This window comes from Wolbachia endosymbiont of Drosophila tsacasi, assembly GCF_028982115.1.
GTDB classification, from domain to species: Bacteria; Pseudomonadota; Alphaproteobacteria; order Rickettsiales; family Anaplasmataceae; genus Wolbachia; species Wolbachia pipientis_B.
Map to the genome: position 1 here is coordinate 1 of NZ_JAPQLJ010000030.1, position 3,077 is coordinate 3,077.

3 protein-coding genes and 1 pseudogene are annotated in these 3,077 nt (G+C 36.1%); 2 read left to right on the forward strand and 2 right to left on the reverse strand.

Translation table 11 applies throughout. The features are described 5' to 3' along the window. Nucleotides 1-106 precede the first annotated feature (106 nt). Nucleotides 107-520, reverse strand: coding sequence for a DUF1284 domain-containing protein (locus OZD70_RS01755; protein WP_338062931.1), 414 nt, complete (start codon nucleotides 518-520; stop codon nucleotides 107-109). Beyond that, nucleotides 517-1,068 (reverse strand): annotated as a pseudogene (locus tag OZD70_RS01760) (biotin transporter BioY). The gene OZD70_RS01755 and the pseudogene OZD70_RS01760 overlap by 4 nt, the downstream one beginning before the upstream one ends. A gap of 61 nt (nucleotides 1,069-1,129) precedes the next feature. On the opposite strand from OZD70_RS01760, the gene OZD70_RS01765 reads away from it, so the two are divergent. After that, a complete protein-coding gene (locus tag OZD70_RS01765; protein WP_275020455.1) occupies nucleotides 1,130-1,717 on the forward strand; it encodes a nitroreductase family protein in 588 nt (195 codons plus the stop codon). Continuing rightward, entirely contained in the window at nucleotides 1,698-2,486 is a 789-nt protein-coding gene (gene dapF / locus OZD70_RS01770; protein WP_182184085.1) for a diaminopimelate epimerase, read from the forward strand. The genes OZD70_RS01765 and dapF overlap by 20 nt, the downstream gene beginning before the upstream one ends. The last annotated feature ends 591 nt before the right edge of the window (nucleotides 2,487-3,077 follow it).

Genomic DNA, 3,077 nt, shown 5'->3' on the forward strand with positions numbered 1-3,077 from the left:
GTGCTGGCGGAGGGTGTCAAGTAACTTTTTCGTTTCTACTGAATGACAGTTGTGGCTTGGGAGGTAGTGCAAGAAGTCTATTTCCACAAAAATGCTTCAATTTATCTTAACATTTTGTCAACTGTCTTTGTAGATTTAAAAGGGCATTTTTACATATCCCATATGGCTGCCAATTGCACCCCTCACATGCGTAATCAAATTTCTTTAAAGACATTTTCTCTCTAATCTTTTTTACCGCCTCATTCCAAGTTAAAGTCTCGCCAATTTTTATTCCTAAAATTCCTATATGCCTTCTATCTAGCTCTAAAATTTTAGCTTGTGTGGTGCATTTACCTTGTTTAGTCTGATTTGGACAAGCACTACAGATACTATCAAGGTTGCCGACTACTTCGATTTGAGTGTTAGGATCACTAATTACTTTGCTTGCTATCTTCTTGTAATTTTCTACAAAACCCTGAGAATACCCATATCCCCGAAACGCAAGGGTGCACATGAAATGATGAGGGCGGAATTTTATCATTTTTTCAAATATTGCAAAACTGCCACAAGTAGAAAAATTTTTACCAAACCAGGAAGGATGAATGGTAAAACACCCACCATTATTGCTTATTCCAGACCCAAGTAAACAGCAAGCCAACTAACACCACAAATAAAGATTACAACTGTACCAGCTAGACAACTTAAGGAATTACACACAAATGATTTATATTTAGAGTTCAGTAATTCATTTACTTTGCTCATTACCATAACAGCAGCTAAACAGCCAATTAAATATCCACCTGTCGGTTCGAGAAAAATATGATAACCACCAGAAAAATTCGCAAAAACAGGAAATCCTGCTGCACCAAGTGATAAGTATGTAAGTACAGAATAGAATGCTGTTCTGCGGTTAAATTTAAGCCCAATAAGCATTACTCCTAAAGTTTGCAATGTGATAGGCACAGGCTGCAATGGTACGCTTATTTGAGCCATCAAGAATAAAAGTAAAACGCAGGACAATATTTCAGCCAGTGTTGATCTGCTGCTAGATTGTGTTATAAACCTACCTTCCCAATAAAAATAACTTATTAAATATAATATATTTGTATAAGAGGTTTTGCAATTTAAATTTTGCTCACATTGTGCTACAATGAATTATTTATGCACTATTAAATTAAAAATGATGAGTAAACAAGATCTATTATTGTTGATGAAAGCAAGACACAGCGGACGTTCATACGATACTACAAGAGCAATATCTCAGGAAGACATGGATATTTTAATGGAAGCTGTAAGGCTGACTCCCTCATGTTTTGGTGATGAACCTTGGAGATATGTGATATGCAACAAACAGAACAATCAAAGCACATGGGAAAAGCTGCTAAATTGTCTTGATGAATCTAATCAAAAATGGGCAAAAGATGCACAAGTGTTAATCATATCTTTAGGTGCTAAAAACTTCCGTAAACAAGGTAAAGGAGAAAATCTTTGGGCTAGTCATGATACTGGTGCAGCAAATTATGCTCTTATGCTACAGGCTGCATCTGTGAACTTAATGGCTCATCAAATGGGTGGATTTGATAGAGATAAAATAGTTGAAAAGTTTAATATACCCGAAGATTTTGATGTAATGTCAGTGATAGCGGTTGGTTACGAAGAAGAGGGTGCTGAAATAAGTAAGAAAAAAAGAAGACCAATAGAAGAAATATTTTTTTATGATGAGTGGCCAAGGTCCTAAAAATTTTATCAAGATGCACGGTACTGGCAATAATTTTGTTATCATAGACTCACGTTCAACAAACAATTTAGACTGGAACTATAGACAAATTGCTGATCAAAGCAGTTGTGATCAAGTGATAATTATAACAATGTCTAATGCTGCAAACTGCTTTATACATATCTATAATGCTGATGGTAGTCGAGCTGAAATGTGCGGAAACGCAGCACGCTGTGTTGGATATTTGATAATGTCAGAAAAAGGTACTAAGTATATCACTATTGAGCTAGTAAACAAACGCATTTTAGAGTGTTTTAAAGTTGGTGATAAATCCATAAAGGTTAACATGGGTAAACCTTTGCTAAAATGGCATGAAATTCCCTTGTCTACTGAGTGTGACACTCTTCACTTACCTATAGAGCTTGAAATGCTAAAAGATCCTGTTGCAGTAAATATTGGTAACCCTCATATAGTTTTTTTTGTTGATAACATAAGTGAAATACCATTGCGAAATTTAGGACCAAAGCTAGAAAATCACGTACTATTTCCTCAGAAAATTAATATTAGTATTGCACAAGTTGAAAAGTCTGGAGAAATAGCTTTAAGAGTTTGGGAAAGAGGTACAGGCATTACTGCATCATGCGGTAGTGCAGCCTGTGCAGCACTTGTTGCATCCACACTACGTGGATATCTGACTGCCCAACAGACTTCAGTAGATTTACCAGGAGGTAAGTTATTAATCGAATGGGCAAATAACGTATTCATGACTGGTGATATAGGATTTTTGTGATAATTGTTTTCACAATGCAAAGCTACTTGACAAACTCCGCCAGCCCCCTTATCATGAAACTGAAGGTATTCAGTTATCTTCATCTGTGCAGATTAAACAGCAAGAAAACAACGTAGTTGGCGTCTTATTTTTAATTTTTTGCACTATGTGCACCTTATGTCTTCACAATATTTCTAGGTTTTTACCTACACAAGCTGAAACGCGCTTATAAGTCGTTTAAGACAGTATAGTACGCCAATTTGCAGGATTAGAGAGTGATAACTAGCTAACACGGGGTTTCTTTTGCCTTTTTTTCTGCTTAGTAAATTTCTTAAATATTTGCAGCATAGGTTAGTTGTAATTAAAAGCAGCTAAATTGCAGTATTTAAGACTTAAAAAACGCCAAATACTGAAAATAGACAATGACCAGGGCTTCTTTTGCCTTTTTTTTCGTTTGGTAAATTTCTTAATGTTTATAGCTAAAAGAGCCCAAGAGAGGTGTCATTCCAGTGCCTCTGTGATGTCATTCCAATGCTTGGCACTGGAATCCAGCCTTTATTATGCAGCCACTTGGTTGAAATTACGTCTTCTGGATCCCAGTGTCTGGGCACT

What these genes read in the sequence shown, in the direction of transcription:
- dapF (WP_182184085.1), top strand. Translation starts at nt 1,698, where the DNA reads ATGAGTGGCCAAGGTCCTAAAAATTTTATCAAGATGCACGGTACTGGC.
- OZD70_RS01765 (WP_275020455.1), top strand. Translation starts at nt 1,130, where the DNA reads ATGAATTATTTATGCACTATTAAATTAAAAATGATGAGTAAACAAGAT.
- OZD70_RS01755 (WP_338062931.1), bottom strand. Translation starts at nt 520, where the DNA reads ATGATAAAATTCCGCCCTCATCATTTCATGTGCACCCTTGCGTTTCGG.